Origin of the sequence: Chryseobacterium tagetis (genome assembly GCF_016735585.2) — a bacterium.
GTDB lineage: Bacteria > Bacteroidota > Bacteroidia > Flavobacteriales > Weeksellaceae > Chryseobacterium > Chryseobacterium tagetis.
On the sequence record NZ_JAERSE020000005.1, the window covers coordinates 343719 to 362333 of the forward strand.

Genomic DNA, 18615 nt, shown 5'->3' on the forward strand with positions numbered 1-18615 from the left:
TAATAACCCAATTTTTAATTACGTTGAATATGCAGCAACTTTAAAAGTTAGAAGAATCATTACCGGATTATGTTAATTTATTTTTTTAAACATTTACCCAAAATTTTTCTGGTTGGGGATTATATTATTATCAATCTTTTTTTGATTCTAGGGAAATTATATTTTTTTAACTCAGATAAAGAAGATTTTACCCAAAGTTATATTACTCAATTTATTCTTTTAAATATTTCCTGGTTTGTTATTACTACAATGACAAAACCGTACAAATGTCTGAAAATAAAAGAATCTTCGCTGCATTTTAATGCTTTGACAAAATCTTTTATTTTACTGACAGTCTTTTCTGCAATTTATTTTGGACTTATTCTTCGTGTAAATATTGACTATAGAAATGTAATACTTTATTTTCTATTGATTGGTTTTTTCATGACGCTTACAAGATTCGTTTTATTTTTATATAGAAAAAAAAACAGAATTAAAATTGGCCGAAAATTTTACTCCTTCAATACAGTACTTGTTGGCGAAAATAAATTATCAACCTCATTATTGTCAAATCATGATTTGAGAAAATCTATGGGAATAAGAGGGACCTACACATCTGGAGAAACAGAAACTAAAAATAAATATTTAGGTAGAATAGATAAATTATTTGAAGATTTAGAGAACTCTAAAATTAATAATATCATTTTTTGTGATAGTAAGATTGAAGTTGATCTATATAAACAGATCGTTGAGGTGGCTGAACATAAAATGATCAGAATTTATATGGTTCCTGACTTTAAATATCTTAATCTTGGGCCTCATTATTATGATGTGGTGCATGAGATTCCGTTCTTAAAGCTTATCAGAGAACCGCTGTCAAATCCTAAAAAACAAATCTTAAAAAGAACGTTTGATATTGCGTTTTCACTTTTTGTAATTGTATTTATTCTATCGTGGCTTATACCTGTTATTGCACTTATTGTAAAGTTAGAGAGTAATGAATCAGTATTCTTTAGACAAAAAAGATCAGGATTAAATAACGAGCCCTTTGATTGTATCAAATTTAGAAGTATGACTTCTAATGAAAATGCTGATTTAGAAACTACTAAAAAGAACGATACTAGAGTAACAAAATTTGGAGCATTTATGAGAAAAACAAGTATCGACGAGCTGCCTCAGTTTATCAATGTTTTTCTTGGAGATATGTCTATCGTGGGACCTAGACCTCACATGCTGTCTCAAACAGAAATGTACTCAAAAATTACTAAAAAATATATGACCCGACACATTGTAAAACCTGGCATTACAGGTTGGGCGCAAGTGATGGGTTCCAGAGGAGAGATATTTTCTCATAGAGATATGGAAAAAAGAATTGAAAAAGATATTTGGTATATCCAGAACTGGTCCTTTTTCCTTGACATCAAAATAATCTTCCTTACCTTATATAATATAGTGAGAGGAGATGAACAGGCTTATTAAAGTAAAACTTAATTTACATTACTAAATAGAATACTGAAAACCACTTTTTTAAGGTGGTTTTATTTTTTTAATTTATCCTTTTTAATATTTTGTATCTTTGCACCCTGAAAAATAGAAAGATGCGAACAAAATCTGTAGGTAAAAAGAAAATTAATGTAGTCACATTGGGATGTTCCAAAAATGTGTACGATTCGGAAGTTTTAATGAGCCAGCTGAAAGCCAATGGTAAAGAAGTGGTGCATGAAGACAGAGGAGATATTGTGGTGATCAATACCTGTGGATTTATCGATAATGCCAAGGAAGAATCTATCAATACCATTTTAGACTATGTAGATGCTAAAAATAGAGGAGAGGTGGAGAAGGTTTTTGTGACTGGATGTCTTTCTGAAAGATACAAACCGGATTTGATTAAAGAAATTCCTGATGTAGACCAATATTTTGGAACCAGAGATCTTCCGATACTTTTAAAACATTTAGGAGCAGACTATAAGCATGAATTAGTAGGAGAAAGATTAACGACGACTCCAAAACATTACGCTTATCTTAAAATATCTGAAGGTTGTGACAGACCATGTTCGTTTTGTGCAATTCCATTGATGAGAGGAGGACATGTTTCTACTCCGATTGAAAAATTAGTCAATGAAGCGGCTAAACTTGCTAAAAAAGGAACAAAAGAATTAATACTTATTGCTCAGGATCTCACTTACTACGGATTAGATATCTATAAGAAAAGAGCTTTAGGGGATCTTTTGAAAGAGTTGGTAAAAGTAGAAGGAATTGAATGGATCCGATTGCATTATGCATTCCCGAGCGGTTTTCCTGAAGATGTATTGGATATTATCCGAGAAGAGCCAAAAGTTTGCAACTATATAGATATTCCATTACAGCATATCAATTCGGATCTTCTTAAATCAATGAAAAGAGGAACGACTCATGAAAAAACAGACGCTTTATTGGCGAAGTTTAGAGAGAAAGTTCCGGATATGGCGATCAGAACTACCCTTATTGTAGGATATCCCGGAGAAACTGAAGAAAGATTTCAGGAGCTTAAAGACTGGGTAAGAGAGCAGAAATTTGACAGACTAGGTTGTTTCACTTATTCTCATGAAGAAAATACGACAGCTTACGTTTTGGAAGATGATATCCCACAGGAAGTGAAAGAAGCAAGAGTAGAAGAGATTATGGAGCTTCAGTCTCAGATTTCTTGGGAAAAGAATCAGGAGAAGATTGGAAAAACTTTTAAATGTGTCTTTGACAGAAAAGAAGGGAACTATTTTATCGGAAGAACAGAATACGATTCTCCAGATGTAGATAACACGGTTTTGGTATCGGCAGAAGATACTTATATCTCTATCGGGGAATTTGCCGATGTGAAAATTACGTCAGCCGAAGAATTTGATCTGTACGGAGAACTTGTATAAAAACATTTAGATATAAATAAGCCAATGATTATTTCATTGGTTTTTTTATTAAATATATAAAGTGGTTCAATGTTGTAAGTTATTGATTAATAAATGGTTTTTAACGTTGTGGTATATGAATTATGCTGTAGTTAGTTAATTAAATTAACTTTTTAACGTTTTTTTTAACGTTTTTTAACACTATAGTCTAAAGTGCCTATTAATAGGAGGTTATAGATTTAATTAATATTTCATTAACCTAATGTTAACGTTTTTTAACATTTTAAATAGGTCTATATAAATAATCCTGTTACTTTTGCTCCGTCATAAACCCCTAAAATATTCAAAATGATGAAAAGATTCATTCTCGTAATCATAATGATGATTTCAACCTTTGGTATTTTCTCTTTTACGAGTAATGCCACAGATGCGAAAAAAACAAGTTATGCATCGTACTACCACGATAAATTTAATGGTAGAAAAACAGCTAGCGGTGAAGTATTTGATAATGCTAAATTCACAGCAGCAAACAGAACGCTTCCATTTGGCACGAATATTAAAGTGACCAATTTGGATAATGGAAAGTCAGTTATAGTGAAAGTTAACGATAGAGGACCTTACCATTCATCAAGAGCTCTAGATATGTCTAAAGCCGCGTTCGATGAGATCGGAAATATCAATCATGGTACTATTCCGGTCGAATATGAAATTGTCGATTAAACTTATGATTTTAAATGTAAAGCCAACTGAATACAGTTGGCTTTTTTATTTTGGGTAATGTGGAAGAGAATTAAAAGTAATGTAAAGTAGATTAAATACTAAGCTCAACCAAAGCAGGACAGTGATCAGAATGTACCGCTTCTTTCAAAATAACCGCCCTTGTAAGTTTATCTTTTAAAGAATGACTTGTAAAATTATAATCAAGTCTCCAGCCTTTGTTTTTAGCTCTCGAATTTTGCCTGTAGCTCCACCATGTATAATTGTCCGGATTCTGATTAAAAAATCTGAAACTGTCTATAAGCTCACATTCGTTAATAAAATCGGTCATCCATTCCCTTTCCATAGGAAGAAAGCCGGAAACATTTTTTAAACGTACAGGATCGTGAATATCTATCGCTTCATGGCAAATATTGAAGTCACCGGAAATAATAAGATTAGGAATCGTTTGCTTTAATTCTTTAATATAATTTAGAAAATCGTGGCAAAACTGCATTTTGAATTCCAGTCTCTCTATATTGGATGCAGAAGGCACGTAGACAGAAATAGCAGAATAACCTTCAAAATCAGCTCTTATGATTCTTCCTTCGTTGTCATAGCTTTCAATACCGCAACCATATTCTACATGAATAGGCTTTGTTTTTGAAGCAATTCCAACGCCGCTGTATCCTTTTCTTACTGCTGAATGCCAATAACTGTGATATCCCAGTTTTTCAAGACTTTCGATATCTATCTGGTCGTTACCCGCTTTACTTTCCTGAATGCAGATAATGTCAGGATCAGCCGTTTTCAGCCATCCTAAAAAATCTTTGGTAAAAGCTGCGCGTATTCCGTTTACGTTGTAAGTAATTAATTTCATTTTTGAAATATATCAAAAGCCTATTAAAAAAACAAATGCCGACTCAAAAGCCGGCATTTAATTTTATTTAATTCCTTTGAAAACGACCTTTCCGTCTTTCGAAAGATTGTTTTCGAGGCCTTTACCTCTTAGCTCCCAATGATCATTTTTATAAAAAATTCCCGAAGCGGCAGGTTGACCTTTCAATTCAATCGTTTCTCCTTCATAAACAATGGTTGCAGTATTTTTACCATTATCAAAAGTCATATCAATGCTTTTTCCGTCTGCAGCAGTAGATTTAGCCTTTATAATAGGATTATTCTTTACAGCTGCAGAATCTGTTGGCGTAGCAGCAGACAGATCTGAAGTACTTTTTTGTATCGAATCTGCCGTAATTACAGTTTTTGTAGAATCCGAAATAACTTCCGAGCTCTTATTGCCTTCCTTTTTACATGAAATAAGCGATAAAGCAGCCAATGCCGGTAAAATTAAAAGTGATTTTTTCATTTTTTATATTTTAATGGTTTTGTTTTGGTGATGCTAAACTATTTAGGCTCTAAAATACTGATCGGAATAATACATTCCTCCAAAGATATTCCTCCGTGCTGATAGGTCTCTTTATAATAATTGACAAAGTGATTGTAGTTTTTAGGATAAGCCAGGAAAATATTGTTTTTGGCAAAAATATATTTTGAACTTAAATTTCCTTTAGGAAGAAATAGCTTTTCAGGATTTGAAACTGCCCAAACATCGCTGCTGTCATACGTTAAGCTTTTTCCTGTTTTATAACGGATATTGGTAGAAGTTTCTCTGTCACCTACAACACGGCTTGGTTTTTTTACATATACCGTTCCGTGGTCGGTAGTGATCACCAGTTTGAAACCGTTTTCAGCGGCAACTTTAATTATTTTTATTAAAGATGAATTTTCAAACCAGTTTAAGGTAAGGGAACGGAACGTTTTATCATCTCTGATCAATTGATCTACAATATGATTGTCCGTTTTCGCGTGAGAAAGAATATCAATAAAGTTGTAAACGATCACTAAAAGATCATTATTCTTGTGCTGATTGAAATCATCATAGATTTTTCTTTCAAAGTCAGCATTCAGCACTTTTAAATATTTCATTGATTTAGAAGCTAAACCAATTCTTTTCATTTGATCTTCTAAAAAATCACGCTCAAATTCGTTTTTATTACCTTCTTCATTATCATTAAACCATTTATCAGGAAAACGCTTTTCTATTTCAGAAGGCATTAAACCTGCAAAAAAAGAGTTTCTGGCATATTGTGTTGCTGTAGGAAGAATACTGTAATAATAATCTTCCGAAACTTTATTGTAATATTTTGTGAATAAAGGCTCAATTACTCTCCATTGGTCGTATCTAAGATTATCCACCATTAGCAAAAGAACTTTTTCTTTTTCTGCTTCAGGTTTTATTTTGTCTTTAAATAAGGTATGGCTCATCATTGGTTTATCCGAGCCGCTCAACCAATCTTCATAATTGTTTTCTATAAATTTTGCAAACTGAATGTTGGCCTCTTCTTTTTGAGACTGAAGTAAATCGGCAAATTCGTTATCGGCAACTTTATCAAACTTAAGTTCCCAATTCACGATTTTTTTATAATATTCTGCCCAATCCTGATACGTTCTCAGATAAGAAAGTTCCATAGAAAGGTTTCTGAATTCCTGCTGATATTGTAAAATGGTTTTCTGTTCAACCAAATTGTCCTCCTGAAGGTTCTTTTTAAGTGAAAGTAAGATCTGATTTGGATTGACAGGTTTTAATATATAATCTGCAATCTGAGAACCTATGGCTTCCTCCATAATGTGTTCCTCTTCACTTTTGGTTACCATCACGATTTTTAAAGAATTATCTTTTTCTTTAATCATAGGAATGGCTTCAAGTCCGGAGATTCCGGGCATATTTTCATCGATAAGGGTAAGCGCAAATTTTTCGGAATCCATTAGTTCCAACGCTTCATTTACATTATTAACAGGTGTTACCTGATACCCTTTTTTTTCTAAGAATACAATATGAGGTTTTAGTAAATCTATTTCATCATCTATCCATAATATCTTTTCTGACATAATATTTATTTTTCACGGTTATAGTATCAAAATTTCGACCAAAACCCTTTTAAAAACAATAAAATAGAGCTTTTAATAGTTAAATTTTAGTTAAATGAAAATACTTTCTTTAAATTTTTCTCTCAAGAGAATAAGAGTTTAAAGATAGACATAAAAAACAGCTTTAAGAAGTATTCTGAAAACTTTAATTTTGAAGAAATTTTTCATCTGTTTTATGGATGATTTCCTGAAGGTAATTCACACAAAAATGTTTAAAAAACCTTATTTTTGCAATATAACACCTATTTTCTCATGCAGAATAAGCTAAAAATTATCAACGATCCTGTTCACGGTTTTATCAAAATTCCACACGAAATATTATTTGACATTATTGAACATCCTTATTTTCAGCGATTGAGAAGAATAGGACAGACAGGATTATTAAATTTAATTTTTCCGGGAGCTACTCATACAAGATTTCACCACGCATTGGGAGCAATGCATCTCATGTTTATGGCATTGGAAACGCTAAAGCAAAAAGGGGTGAAAATTTCTGAAGACGAAGAAAAAGGAGCAATGTTGGCAATTTTAATGCATGATATAGGTCATGGCCCGTTTTCTCATGCCTTAGAAAGTATGTTGATGGACGATTGGCATCACGAAAACCTTTCACTGCTTTTAATGAACAAACTGAATGAAGAATTTGACGGGAAATTGTCAGTCGCTATTGAAATGTTTCAGGGGAAATACCATAGAAAATTCTTTAACCAGCTTATTTCTTCACAATTAGATGTTGATCGGCTGGATTATCTGAACAGAGACAGTTTTTTCACGGGAGTTTCTGAGGGGAATATTAATACACAACGAATCATTTCCATGATGAATGTCTGCGAAGAAGGTGAACTGGTAATCGATGCCAAAGGAATTTACTCCATTGAAAACTTTCTGACGGCCAGAATGTTCATGTACTGGCAGGTTTATTATCATAAAACATCTGCATTGGCAGAGTTTCTTTTGGTTAAAATTCTGGAAAGAGCAAAATATCTTGTTTCCCAAGGTGTTGATCTTCCCGCAACTGAAAATCTGAAATATTTTTTACACAGAGGCAAAAATTCAGCTACAAATGAAGATGTGGAAAGATTTACACAACTTGACGATAATGATGTGATTCAGGCAATGAAGAATTGGCAATCCGCCGATGATTTTATTTTATCATATTGGTGCAAATGCGTGATTCAGAGAAACCTGCCCAAGACAATTATTTCTTCCCATGCATTTGAACCCGAATTTATTGAAGAAAAAATAAAAAATACTAATGAATTTTTCGGAATCGATAATGGAAGTGAACTGGTAGATGAAATTAAGCGAAAACTTTTACCGTACGATACCCAAAAACAGCCGATATTTCTATTGCAGAAAAACGGAAAAAAAATAAGACTTGAAGAGTCGGAAGATCAGCTTTTGTCGGGATTAATTACAAATAAAACCACACGGTATATTCTGATGTTTCCAAGAGATATTTCCCGCATAATTTCTTAAAGTATATTAAAATTTACGATCCGAAAATTAAAAAATGTTTGCGAATTACAGAATTTCTTATCTTTGCAGAATATGGAATTTACAGCTTCGCAAATTGCAAGTTTTATTGACGGAAAAATAATAGGTGACGAGAATGCACTTATTACTGGAGTTTCACCTATTGAAGGGGGAGAAACAGGGCATCTTTCTTTTATAGCACAAGATAGATTTTCCCATTATTTGGATACTACCAAATGCTCCGTTATCATCGTTTCTGAACAACTTTTATCAAAAGATATATATAATCCTACCGTAATCGCCGTAAAGGACGCTTATCTTTCTTTTCAAGTTTTAATGAATCTGTATCAGGAAATGCAGGGCAGAAAAGAAGGAATTGAAGATGGTTCTTCTATTCATGATACTGCTGTGATTGGGGATAAAGTATATATCGGTGCTTTTACGTATGTATCTGAAAAGGCGAAGATAGGAGCAGGAACTCAGATCTATCCTCATGTTTACATAGGAAAAGGAGTAAAGATTGGCCAAAACTGTAAAATTGACAGTGGGGCAAGAATATATGATTATTGTATTATTGGTGACAATTGTGTGATTCATTCCAATACAGTAATCGGAGGTGACGGATTTGGTTTTCAGCCCACTCCGGAAGGTTTCAAAAAAATTCCTCAATTAGGAAATGTCATTATTGAAAATGATGTTGAAATTGGTTCAAACTGCAGTATAGACAGAGCTACAATTGGTTCTACCATTATTGGAAAAGGAACTAAAATCGATAATCTTATCCAAATTGCGCATAACGTAAAAATTGGTCAGAATAATGTAATTGCAGCACAGGCCGGAATTGCCGGATCTACAATTATAGGCGACTGGAACCAGATTGGAGGGCAAGTGGGAGTTGTTGGACATATTAAAATCGGAAATCAGGTGAAAATTCAGGCTCAGAGTGGGGTGAATTCAAGCGTGAATGATAAAGAAACGTTGTACGGTTCTCCGGCAATCAGCTATAACGACTATTTAAGGAGTTATGTACATTTCAGGAATTTACCTGAAATTGTAAATAAAATAAACAATCTTGAGAATACCTCAAAAGATAAAACTAATGAGTGATATGCAAAAAACACTTCAGCAAGAAGTGACACTTTCCGGAATCGGACTTCATACTGGTAAAGAAGTAAAATTGACCATCAAACCTGCAAAAGAAAATACAGGTTTTGTATTTGTAAGAACAGATTTGGAGGGACATCCTCAAGTCGAAGCTGATGTTAATTATGTAGTTGCAACTGAAAGAGGAACAACATTAGAAAAATTAGGAGTAAAGATCAATACTTGTGAGCATCTTTTAGCGGCTTTAGTAGGTTGTGATGTTGATAATGCCATGTTAGAGATGGATGCTTCAGAACCTCCGATTTTAGACGGATCTTCTAAGTTTTTTGTGGAAGCTATCGAAAGTGTTGGAGTTGTTGAGCAGAATACAGCACGAGAATATCTTGTGGTAAAAGAAGTTCTTACTTACAGTGATCCGGCTACCGGATCAGAAATTACAATCATTCCTTCGGATACTTACGAAATTACTACGATGGTAGATTTTGGAACTAAAGTGTTAGGAACTCAGAATGCTACCCTTAAAAATATTTCAGAATTTAAAGAAGAAATTTCATCTGCAAGAACGTTCAGTTTCTTACACGAATTAGAAATGCTTTTAGATCACGGTTTGATCAAAGGTGGAGATATTTCTAATGCGATTGTATATGTGGATAAAGATCTTACCCCTGAAACTACAGAAAAATTAAAGAAAGCTTTTGGTAAAGACAATGTGTCTATCAGACCAAACGGAATTCTTGATAATCTGAACTTAAACTATCCAAACGAAGCGGCAAGACACAAATTACTGGATGTAATCGGTGATTTAGCGTTGGCAGGTGTGAAAATAAAAGGGAAAGTAATTGCTAACAAACCGGGACATTTCGTAAATACCCAATTTGCAAAAAAACTGAACCGTCAGTGGAAATTGCAGAAGAAGAAAAACGTTCCTGATTTTGATTTGACAAAAGAACCTGTTTTCGATATCAACGGAATTATGAGATTAATGCCTCACAGACCACCGTTTTTATTGATTGATAAAATTCTTGAACTTTCAGACTCTCACGTTGTAGGTCTTAAAAATGTAACAATGAATGAGCCTTTCTTCGTTGGACATTTCCCGAAAGAACCTGTAATGCCGGGAGTTCTTCAGGTAGAAGCCTTAGCACAGACAGGAGGAATTCTTGTTTTGGCAAGCGTTCCTGATCCTGAAAATTACTCTACTTACTTCATTAAAATTGATAAAGTAAAATTCAAAAGAAAAGTAATTCCTGGAGATACGCTTATATTCAAAATTGAATTAATTGAGCCTATCAGAAGAGGAATTGTACATATGCAAGGTTACGGTTACGTAGGAGATACGGTAGCGGTAGAAGCAGAACTAATGGCCCAAGTTGCAAAAAATAAAGTTGATTAAATGATCCATCAATTAGCAGCCGTAGATAAGCGTGCGAAAATCAGCAAAAATGTAATCGTAGAACCTTTTACTACCATTGCAGGGGATGTGGAAATCGGAGAAGGAACTTGGATTGGTTCGAATGTTACCATCATGGATGGGGCAAGAATCGGGAAAAATTGTAGAATTTTTCCGGGAACTGTAATTTCTGCAATTCCTCAGGATCTTAAGTTTGATGGTGAAGATACACAGACAATCATTGGAGATGATACCACGATTAGAGAATGTGTGACGGTAAACAGAGGAACAAAAGCTCTTGGACACACTAAGATCGGGAAAAACTGCCTTATTATGGCGACTTCTCACATCGCTCATGACTGTGTTATCGGGGACCACGTTATCATTGTAAACGGTTGTGGTATTGCAGGTCACGTAGAAATTGGTGATTACACCGTAATGGGAGGTTTATCAGCAGTTCATCAGTTTGGTAAAATCGGAAAACACGTGATGATTTCTGGGGGTACTTTGGTGAGAAAAGATATTCCACCTTACGTAAAAGTAGCAAGAGAGCCGATGTCTTATGCAGGAATTAACTCAGTAGGTTTAAGAAGAAGAGGATTTACCAACGAAAAAATCTTTGAAATCCAAAAAATTTACAGAGCAATCTTCCAGATGAAGATGAATGTTTCTCAGGCAATCACGCATATTGAAAAAGAAATGCTCCCTACTGCTGAAAGAGATGAGATTCTTCAATTTATTCAGAATTCACCTAGAGGTATCGTAAAAGGATACGGAACCGGGAAAGACAATTAAAATATAAAAAACAAAAGATAATTAATGGCAACAAGTAACGATATCAGAAAAGGTCTGTGCATTGAGTACAGTAATGATATTTATAAAGTAATCGAGTTCCTTCACGTAAAACCAGGTAAAGGCCCAGCTTTCGTAAGAACAAAATTAAAATCTGTAACAAACGGAAAAGTAATTGATAATACTTTCTCTGCAGGTCACAAAATTGAAGAAGTAAAAGTAATTACAAGAAAATTCCAGTATCTTTATGATGACGAGAATGGTTTCCACTTCATGAATAACGATGACTTCTCTCAATTATATTTAAATAAAGAAATGATTGAGAACTCAAACCTAATGAAAGCGGGTGAAGAAGTGACAATTATTTTGAAAGAAGTTGACGAGACTCCACTTTCTGCTGAACTTCCTCAATCTGTTTACTTAGATGTAATAGAAGCTGATCCGGGAGTAAAAGGAAACACGGCTACCAACGCTCTTAAAAATGCTATCGTTGAAACAGGTGCAAGAGTAATGGTTCCTTTGTTCATTGAACCAGGAGACAGAATCAAAGTGAGCACTGAAGATGGTTCTTACTTAGAAAGAGTTAAAGAATAATTTTAAATAAAATTTACATAAATTCGGTTTGCCTTTGCATTCCGAATTTTGTTTTATAAGAAAATCAATTGTTATGAGATTTCACTCTACACAAAAATTGAAAACTATTGCAGATCTTATCGGTTCAAAATTTGTTGGTTCAGAAGACTTTGAAGTATTAGGAACTAATGAAATTCACATGGTGAAGCCGGGAGAAATAGTTTTTGTAAACCATCCTAAATATTATGATAAAGCTTTAAATTCTGCCGCTACTATTATTTTAATTGATAAAGAAGTAGACTGTCCGGAAGGAAAAGCGCTTTTAATTTCTGATGACCCTTTCAGAGATTTTAATAAAATCAACACTCATTTTACCAGAATCTATAATTTCAGAGAAGAACTTCATGATGCTGAAATAGGAGAAGGAACTCATATTCACCATTCTGCAGTGATCGGAAATAATGTGAAGATTGGAAAGAATACCCTTATTTTCCCAAATGTTGTGATTGGTGACAGAACGGTTATTGGTGATAATGTTGTGATCCAATCTAATACTGTTTTAGGAGGTGATGCTTTTTATTACAGAAAACTAAACGGAAATTTCGATCGATTGATCTCAGTAGGTAATGTGGTGATTGAAAACAATGTAGAAATTGGAAACGGATGTACCATCGACAGAGGAGTTACGGATTCTACGATCATTGGGGAAGGCTCTGTTTTAGACAATCAGATTCAGATCGGTCACGATACTGTGATTGGTAAAAAATGTTTGATTGCTTCTCAGGTAGGAATTGCAGGCTGCTGTGTTATCGGTGATGAAGTTACATTGTGGGGGCAGGTTGGTATTGCTTCCGGAAATAAAATCGAGACAGGATCTGTACTTTTAGGAAAAACCGGAGTGAACAGAGACCTTGAAAAAGGAACTTACATCGGAATGTTCGCAGAAGATTTTAAAACATACCTGAAGAAAGAAGTAAAACTGAGAAATCTCAAATAAACAAATCGAAAGTTTTATCTTAAATCAAAGAAAAATAAGTAAATTTGTGAGCATTAATAGAAAATAAAAATAAATTAAAACAACAATAAAATGTCAATTTTAGTAAACAAAGATTCTAAAGTAATTGTACAAGGATTTACAGGGAACGAAGGGACCTTCCACGCAAGCCAGATGATCGAATACGGAACAAACGTAGTAGGTGGTGTTACTCCGGGAAAAGGAGGGAGCGAGCACTTAGGGAAGCCTGTATTCAATACTGTTGCTGATGCTGTTGCAAAAGCTGGAGCTAATGTAAGTATCATTTTCGTACCACCTGCATTTGCTGCAGACGCGATTATGGAAGCTGCAGAAGCAGGTATTAAAGTTATCGTATGTATTACTGAAGGTATTCCTGTAGCAGATATGGTAAAAGTAAAATCTTACATCGCTGACAGAGACTGCAGATTGATCGGGCCAAACTGTCCTGGAATCATCACTTCTGAAGAAGCTAAAATTGGTATTATGCCAGGTTTTGTTTTCAAAAAAGGTAAAGTAGGGATCGTTTCTAAATCAGGAACTCTTACTTACGAAGCTGCTGATCAGGTGGTAAGAGCTGGTTACGGTATTTCTACTGCAATCGGTATTGGTGGTGACCCAATCATTGGTACTACAACAAGAGAAGCATTAGAATTATTCATCAACGATCCAGAAACTGAAGCGGTTGTAATGATCGGAGAAATCGGTGGAGGATTAGAAGCTGAAGCTGCAAGATGGTACAAAGCTAGCGGTTCTACAAAACCTGTAGTAGGTTTCATCGCTGGGCAAACTGCTCCTAAAGGAAGAACAATGGGGCACGCAGGTGCTATCGTAGGTGGTGCTGAAGATACAGCTCAGGCTAAAATGGAAATCATGAGAGAAAACGGAATCAATGTTGTTGATTCTCCTGCTGATATCGGTGCTACAGTAGCAAAAGTATTAGGATAATCTTTCTTAAGAAATAAAATATAAGCCTCGTGAAAACGAGGCTTTTTTTTGAATTTTTGTTTAAAAAATTAGAATAATTACTATCTTTAAACAATTAAAAAATAAATTGAACAAAAACTCAATCTCAAAATGAAAAAAATTTTATTAACCTCGGCACTAGCTCTTTCTACTTTATCTTTTGCACAAATAGATTTTAGCAGTACAAGATTTGGAGTTACCGGAGGGCTTAACTATTCCCGCGTAAAAAATGCACATAATCCTTCCGGACCAAGATATGCCTTTCAAGGAGGTGTTTTAGCTCTTATTCCGATTGGAAAAGCCAATCAGTTCTATCTTCAGCCAGAAGTTTTATACTACGGAGCCGGAGAGACAGGAAAAGATAAAGATTTAAAAGGAGTGAAAGGCTATGATGCGCTGTATGCAAATAACTATTTGAGTGTACCTGTATTTTTTAAAGGTTATTTCTCAGAAGCAGAATCTGAATTCTTCGGAATGGCGGGTCCAAGATTTAACTTCCTGATAGGTCAAACCGTAAAAGATGAAGCCAGAGAAGCCTATAAAAAAGATACACAGGGAAAAGCAAATTCTTTTAACTTCGGAATCGGACTTGGTCTTGGATACAGCTATAAAAGACAACTGGAAGTTGCGCTTAAATATGATTTAGGATTATCCGATACCTATCCTGATTTGAATGAATCAAAACTGGATCCTAACTCGTCTAAGAAAAAATCTGAACAAGTATTAAGTTTAAGCCTGAGCTATATTTTTAATTAAAATATTTCAACAAAAAAATAAAAATCCCGGAAAGCAATTTCCGGGATTTTTTATAGATCTACTGAATCTTTAAATTTAATTCTTTATCCATTTCCAGATTTCCTTCAAAGTTGCCTTATTTCCATACATCAGAATTCCTACTCTGTAGATTTTCCCGGCAAGGAATATCATGAAAAGAGTAGTCCCTAAAAGCAATACAATAGACAAAGCGATTTGCCATGCAGGAACTCCATAAGGGATTCTTGCAATCATCGCAACAGGAGAAGTAAACGGAATGATTGATAACCAAAAACCAAGCGGTCCGTCCGGATTATTAATGAAAGAAAAACTTCCATACATTCCTAACATTAATGGTAATACGGCAAATAAAGTAAACTGCTGCGTTTCTGTCTCATTATCTACCGCAGAACCGATTGCAGCATAAATTGAGCTGTAAAAGATATATCCTAAAAGGAAGAATATAATAAATACAAAAATAATCAGCGGGAAGTTTAATTCTAATAAACTGTGTGATACCTGCGTTGCAATCTGAGCGATATCCAATTTACTCATCATCGCTTCATCACCTCCCGGAATATTTTTCTGCATGGTAGAAAATCCTGTATTCAAAACCAAGGCTCCAACTACAGACATTGTAATCCAAACAAGAAATTGGGTCAAAGCAACTAAAGTCACACCCAGAATTTTCCCCATCATCAGCTCAAAAGGTTTTACTGAAGAAATAATAATCTCCACCACACGGTTGTTTTTTTCCTCTAAAACACTTCTCATCACTCTTACCCCATAGATAATGATAAACATGAAGGTAACATACATTAAAAGCATACTCAATACACTTTTTACCCCTAAAGCAAGATCAGAATCCTCTTTGTTGTTTTCTGAAACATTAATTGTTTTAAGAGTGAAGCCTTTGTCAAGATCATCAATTTGGGTTTCAGCAATCCCTAATTGCTTTATCTTTTCTTTTTTGATGACATTACTCAGGTCAGAAATGATATGTTGCTTAGTATCAAAACCGATTTTTGTATTGACAACCAGCCTTGTATTTTTCTGAAACTCATCAAAATTTCCATTCTGTATCTGAGGAAGAACAAGAATTCCATCGATCGCTTCATTACCTTTTAAAGTATTTACTGTTGACTGTTCCTCAGAAGAAGGGATGATTTTATACTCTATTTTATCAGTAGATTTCAGACCATTTTTAAAAAGTCCGCTGTTATCTACGACCTCAATGATATTGTGAGATTCATTGGCTTTGAACATCAGTCCAATTACTGCTCCAAATGCAATTAACATAACAGGAGCTAGCAAAGTCAGCACAATGAAAGATTTTTTCTTAACCTGAGTAAGAAACTCTCTTTTAGTAATTAAAAAAATATTATTCATAAAATTAAGAATGATTACTTACAGCATTGATAAACACTTCATTCATGCTCGGAATTCGCTCTTCAAAAGCACGTACTTTTCCTACATTTACAAGATCTAAAAGAATATTGTTTTGATCCGTTTCATTTTTTAAATCAAAAGAAACCAGATTATTCTCATTGGTAATATTGAAAATTCCATATTTATTTTTGAAGCTCTCTAAATGAGAATCATTGACCTCAGAAAGCGTAATTCCAAAAATATTTTTCTTGAATTTTTCTCTTACGTCAAAAACTCTTCCATCAATAATCTTTTTAGAATTGTTGATCAGTGCAACATAATCACACATTTCTTCCACGCTTTCCATTCTGTGGGTAGAAAGGATGATCGTAGTTCCGTTATTTTTAAGTTCAATGATTTGATCTTTAATTAAATTCGCATTTACAGGATCAAAACCTGAAAAGGGCTCATCTAAGATTAAAAGATGGGGGCGGTGAAGAACAGTTACTACAAACTGGATTTTCTGAGCCATCCCTTTAGAAAGTTCAGACAGTTTTTTCTTCCACCATTGATCGATGTGAAGTTTGTCAAACCATTTCTTTGCTTCAGCTAAAGCATCATTTTTGCTCATCCCTTTCAGCTCTCCGAAATAAAGAAGCTGATCACCAACCGTCATATTTTTGTACAGCCCTCTTTCTTCAGGCATGTAACCGATATTTTTGATATGATTGGGATTTAGCTTTTCTCCGTTAATTTGAATTTCTCCGGAGTCGGCTTGAGTGATTTGATTGATGATACGGATGAAAGATGTTTTTCCGGCTCCGTTCGGGCCTAAAAGACCATAAATACTTCCTTTCGGAACATGGATGCTGAAGTCATCCAAAGCCACTTTTTTACCGGCGTTATAGGTCTTTCTAATATGTTCAGCTTTTAGCATTAATTTGTTTTTACCTAATTAGTATAATAAAGTTCCGAAAGTTACGGAATTATTAAAACAGAATTAATGGGAAAAGAAAAAATCCTGATGATTATCAGGATTTACTATTATTGTTTTACTATTTGCGTTACCTTTTGAGTGTTGTCGCTTAAAATGTAGCGAATCAGATATTTTCCGGGTTTTAATTTTTCAATATTGATTTCTCCGGAGTTCATATTCACGGTGTAGCTGGCTACCTGAGTTCCCAGAATAGAATAAAAAGTGACATTCTTTACTTTAAGAGATGCATCTTTTGCTCTTACTACAAGATAGTCTTTAGCAGGATTCGGATATGCTACGATTATACCATCATCAGACTTTTGTGAGATGGAGGAAGGCTCTCTTTGCTGAGCTTGTAAATTGCTAGAAAATCCAACAAATGTGCCTAGGAATATAAATAAAAGTAAAAGTTTTTTCATTCAATTATAATTTCTCGTAATATATCATAACAAAAATAATAAATTCTATAATCTCTTGCAATACTTTTTTATAGAACTTGTATTAAATTTGCATAAACTTATTCAAAAAGTATTCCAAAATGATACATTCAAGAAATAGAAGGCTTAGAGTAAACGAATCTATCCGCAGCTTAGTGAGAGAAAATACGCTTACAACAGATGATTTTGTAATGCCGATCTTCGTAATGGAGGGCGAAAACAAGCAGGAACCCATTTCCTCAATGCCGGGAATATTCAGGAGGAGTATAGATCTTACCGTAAAAGAGTGTAAAGAATTATTTTCTTTGGGCGTAAAATCTGTCAATTTGTACATGAAAGTGTCAGATCATCTTAAAGACAATACCGGAAAAGAAGCATGGAATAAAGACGGCTTGATGCAGAATACGATCAAGGCAATTAAAGATGCAGTTCCGGGAATGATTGTAATGCCGGATGTGGCTTTAGATCCCTATTCCATTTATGGACACGACGGAATTATTGAGAACGGAAAAATCCTGAATGATGCTACTAACGACGCATTGGCAAGAATGTCTGTATCGCATGCAGAAGCAGGAGCTGACATTGTGGCACCCAGTGACATGATGGATGGTAGAGTCTTAGCGATTCGTGAGGCATTAGAAGAAAGCGGATTTACCGATGTGGGAATCTTAAGTTATGCTGCAAAATATGCCAGTTCTTTCTATGGCCCATTCAGAAGTGCTTTAGATAGCGCGCCAAAAGATGATATGGAAATTCCGAAGGATAAAAAAACGTATCAGATGGATTTTCATAATTCTCGTGAAGCATTGAATGAAGTGTATAAAGATGTGGAAGAAGGAGCAGATATTATCATGATCAAACCGGGACTTCCGTATTTGGATATCGTTTCAAAAGTTCGTGAAGCCATTGATGTTCCGATCGCAGTTTATAATGTAAGCGGAGAATATGCCATGGTAAAAGCAGCGGCTCAAAATGGTTGGCTGGATAATGATAAAACGATTATTGAAAGCTTAACGTGTTTTAAAAGAGCAGGTGCAGACCTTATCTTTACTTATTTTGCAAAAGAAGCGGCAATGATTTTAAATAATTAGGTTTTCCTATATTCATAGAGAAAAAAGATTGTTTACTTAAGTAAGCGATCTTTTTTTGCTTCTAAATAATGTTAATTTTAATTAAAATCAGGCGTTATTTATATTCAATAAGTTGTAAATTAGATTCTTAAATCA

The 18615-nt window shown here is 34.3% G+C and carries 18 protein-coding genes; 12 read left to right on the plus strand and 6 right to left on the minus strand.

All coding sequences use genetic code 11. The features are described from left to right. The first annotated feature begins 69 nt into the window (after positions 1-69). The 3 genes from JI747_RS18385 to JI747_RS18395 all read left to right on the plus strand — a co-directional run bounded on the left by JI747_RS18385 (position 70) and on the right by JI747_RS18395 (position 3578). The gene (locus JI747_RS18385) at positions 70-1458 is read left to right on the plus strand and encodes an exopolysaccharide biosynthesis polyprenyl glycosylphosphotransferase (protein ID WP_225690326.1); all 1389 of its coding nucleotides are present in this window, start codon (positions 70-72) and stop codon (positions 1456-1458) included. 119 nt (positions 1459-1577) lie between these two features. Further along, on the plus strand, positions 1578-2879 hold the full coding sequence (gene rimO, locus JI747_RS18390; protein ID WP_225690327.1) for a 30S ribosomal protein S12 methylthiotransferase RimO: 1302 nt from the start codon (positions 1578-1580) through the stop codon (positions 2877-2879). 327 nt (positions 2880-3206) lie between these two features. Continuing rightward, positions 3207-3578 (plus strand): septal ring lytic transglycosylase RlpA family protein, encoded by a 372-nt coding sequence (locus tag JI747_RS18395; protein ID WP_225690328.1) that lies wholly within the window; start codon positions 3207-3209, stop codon positions 3576-3578. 91 nt (positions 3579-3669) lie between these two features. Here JI747_RS18395 and JI747_RS18400 read toward each other — a convergent pair whose 3' ends face one another. The 3 genes from JI747_RS18400 to porX all read right to left on the minus strand — a co-directional run bounded on the left by JI747_RS18400 (position 3670) and on the right by porX (position 6503). Beyond that, positions 3670-4434, minus strand: a complete 765-nt coding sequence (locus tag JI747_RS18400) for an exodeoxyribonuclease III (protein ID WP_225690329.1) — start codon at positions 4432-4434, stop codon at positions 3670-3672. A 63-nt stretch (positions 4435-4497) separates the two neighbouring features. Beyond that, entirely contained in the window at positions 4498-4920 is a 423-nt protein-coding gene (locus JI747_RS18405; protein ID WP_225690330.1) for an MliC family protein, read from the minus strand. A 38-nt stretch (positions 4921-4958) separates the two neighbouring features. Beyond that, a complete protein-coding gene (porX, locus tag JI747_RS18410; protein ID WP_225690331.1) occupies positions 4959-6503 on the minus strand; it encodes a T9SS response regulator signal transducer PorX in 1545 nt (514 codons plus the stop codon). Positions 6504-6794: 291 nt separating this feature from the next. On the opposite strand from porX, the gene JI747_RS18415 reads away from it, so the two are divergent. The 8 genes from JI747_RS18415 to JI747_RS18450 all read left to right on the plus strand — a co-directional run bounded on the left by JI747_RS18415 (position 6795) and on the right by JI747_RS18450 (position 14611). Next, positions 6795-8021 (plus strand): HD domain-containing protein, encoded by a 1227-nt coding sequence (locus JI747_RS18415; protein ID WP_225690332.1) that lies wholly within the window; start codon positions 6795-6797, stop codon positions 8019-8021. A gap of 72 nt (positions 8022-8093) precedes the next feature. Then, on the plus strand, positions 8094-9125 hold the full coding sequence (gene lpxD / locus JI747_RS18420; protein ID WP_225690333.1) for a UDP-3-O-(3-hydroxymyristoyl)glucosamine N-acyltransferase: 1032 nt from the start codon (positions 8094-8096) through the stop codon (positions 9123-9125). Next, the gene (locus tag JI747_RS18425; RefSeq protein ID WP_225690334.1) at positions 9118-10515 is read left to right on the plus strand and encodes a bifunctional UDP-3-O-[3-hydroxymyristoyl] N-acetylglucosamine deacetylase/3-hydroxyacyl-ACP dehydratase; all 1398 of its coding nucleotides are present in this window, start codon (positions 9118-9120) and stop codon (positions 10513-10515) included. Before lpxD ends, JI747_RS18425 begins: the two co-directional genes overlap by 8 nt. Continuing rightward, positions 10516-11307, plus strand: a complete 792-nt coding sequence (lpxA, locus tag JI747_RS18430) for an acyl-ACP--UDP-N-acetylglucosamine O-acyltransferase (protein WP_225690335.1) — start codon at positions 10516-10518, stop codon at positions 11305-11307. Positions 11308-11331: 24 nt separating this feature from the next. Next, complete coding sequence (gene efp, locus JI747_RS18435; protein ID WP_047440776.1) at positions 11332-11898, plus strand: elongation factor P; 567 nt, start codon at positions 11332-11334, stop codon at positions 11896-11898. Positions 11899-11971: 73 nt separating this feature from the next. After that, a complete protein-coding gene (locus JI747_RS18440; RefSeq protein WP_225690336.1) occupies positions 11972-12874 on the plus strand; it encodes a UDP-3-O-(3-hydroxymyristoyl)glucosamine N-acyltransferase in 903 nt (300 codons plus the stop codon). Positions 12875-12964: 90 nt separating this feature from the next. Beyond that, a complete protein-coding gene (gene sucD, locus JI747_RS18445) occupies positions 12965-13837 on the plus strand; it encodes a succinate--CoA ligase subunit alpha (protein ID WP_039366916.1) in 873 nt (290 codons plus the stop codon). Positions 13838-13966: 129 nt separating this feature from the next. Next, positions 13967-14611 (plus strand): porin family protein, encoded by a 645-nt coding sequence (locus JI747_RS18450; protein WP_225690337.1) that lies wholly within the window; start codon positions 13967-13969, stop codon positions 14609-14611. A gap of 75 nt (positions 14612-14686) precedes the next feature. On the opposite strand, the gene JI747_RS18455 is transcribed toward JI747_RS18450, so the two are convergent. The 3 genes from JI747_RS18455 to JI747_RS18465 form a co-directional block, all read right to left on the minus strand. After that, entirely contained in the window at positions 14687-15997 is a 1311-nt protein-coding gene (locus JI747_RS18455) for an ABC transporter permease (RefSeq protein WP_225690338.1), read from the minus strand. Between the two features lie 4 nt (positions 15998-16001). Further along, positions 16002-16913 (minus strand): ABC transporter ATP-binding protein, encoded by a 912-nt coding sequence (locus tag JI747_RS18460; protein WP_225690339.1) that lies wholly within the window; start codon positions 16911-16913, stop codon positions 16002-16004. A gap of 107 nt (positions 16914-17020) precedes the next feature. Beyond that, a complete protein-coding gene (locus JI747_RS18465) occupies positions 17021-17371 on the minus strand; it encodes a T9SS type A sorting domain-containing protein (protein ID WP_225690340.1) in 351 nt (116 codons plus the stop codon). Positions 17372-17490: 119 nt separating this feature from the next. Between JI747_RS18465 and hemB the strand changes: the two genes are divergently transcribed. After that, positions 17491-18480 carry a porphobilinogen synthase gene (hemB, locus tag JI747_RS18470; RefSeq protein WP_225690341.1) on the plus strand — a complete coding sequence of 330 codons (990 nt, stop codon included), beginning with the start codon at positions 17491-17493 and terminating at the stop codon, positions 18478-18480. The last annotated feature ends 135 nt before the right edge of the window (positions 18481-18615 follow it).